Here is a 1,314-nt window from a genome sequence, read left to right as displayed (position 1 = left end):
TATACACTAGAAAATATTCTTCCTTCAATGTTTTATCGGAATTCAAATATTCGTCTCTAAAATTGTCGATATTTAATGATATTTGATTTTTTTAAATTACCGCTAACGTTTCGTGGCTACAAGTAGTGGCGTGAACCAGCACCAAGCCATAACAAATATAAACTTATTTTAGAAAATTCGGAGACACGAGCACAAAGTGCGAACTGGTGCAACAATTTTCGGAATAGTACTGAACCAGCCATTACTTGTAACCGCTGTTAGCGGTAGTGTTTATTAATCGGACCAATTTTCAATATTTCCATTATCTTCAATCCAAATTTCAAGTATAATATCTTCCCTGATTGGTATTCCTTTTCTCTTAATTATGTCAAATTGTAAGGTTGATAATGCGTTTTTCATTGATTTTATACAATGATTATATTCTCTTTTAGTGAAGAACTCTTTTATTTCCTCATCACTCCAAGCCATCCTTATATCACCGACTTTTCCATCTTCATTAATCGTTATGATATATTTGTCAGAACAATCAAATTTATCAAGTTTTTTCCAACTGTAATTTTTTACTCTATCAAACAAAATATTCTTGATTGAGTCTCTTTCTAATCTTTCAATTCCATTTTCAATATCAGTATAATTTTCCTCATCACTAATTTTGATAACCTTTCCGTTTTCAATTTTTATGACTGTCTCATAAAGAAAAATTCTTTCAAATACGCCATCCCACCGAAGCATTGTGTTTTTGTCATTTTTTGATGGAAAGCTAATAATTCCAGTGTACCAATCAACAAAAACTTTATTGTTTTTTATTTTTTCTCCAAAAATTTCGGTTAAAAATTTTTTTGAAGTTTGCTTATTGAAATTCTTTATTGAATGACAATTAATAATATCAATGACAAATAAACTATCATTTTCAAATTTATAGATTGCTTGATAGTCACGCCAACAATTGAATGAAGTTCCTAAACTTCCATCAACTGAATTTCTAAAACTTAACCCAAATAATTGACCATTGTCTTTTTCCTTTTGTTGAAGGAATTGTTCCACAATTAGATTGTAGGTTGGTATTGTATCATTTTTGAAAATAATGTAATCTGGAACTTGTGGACTAGCAAAAAGTCCATGAGGTAAAATTAAAAATGCTAGTATAGATATTATATTTATTTTCAATTCGTCTGTTTTTTAGATGTGTGTGAACATTACCGCTAACGGTTTGCCGCTTGTAGCAGTTGCGTAAATTTAGCCTAAAATTTACAAGTACAAAACTCCTTGTGGAATTTTCGGAGAAAATTCCGAACACAAGCCAAGCCAAGCAAT

1 protein-coding gene is annotated in these 1,314 nt (G+C 30.2%); it reads right to left on the bottom strand.

The window, feature by feature from the left end:
• Positions 1-273: 273 nt before the first annotated feature.
• On the bottom strand, positions 274-1,167 hold the full coding sequence (locus FHG05_RS18250; protein ID WP_140999562.1) for a hypothetical protein: 894 nt from the start codon (positions 1,165-1,167) through the stop codon (positions 274-276).
• Positions 1,168-1,314 lie beyond the last annotated feature (147 nt).

Source organism: Flavobacterium profundi, assembly GCF_006491645.1.
GTDB classification, from domain to species: Bacteria; Bacteroidota; Bacteroidia; order Flavobacteriales; family Flavobacteriaceae; genus Flavobacterium; species Flavobacterium profundi.
The sequence above is the reverse complement of the archived record's forward strand: the minus strand, read 5'-3'. Positions and strand labels throughout refer to the sequence as shown.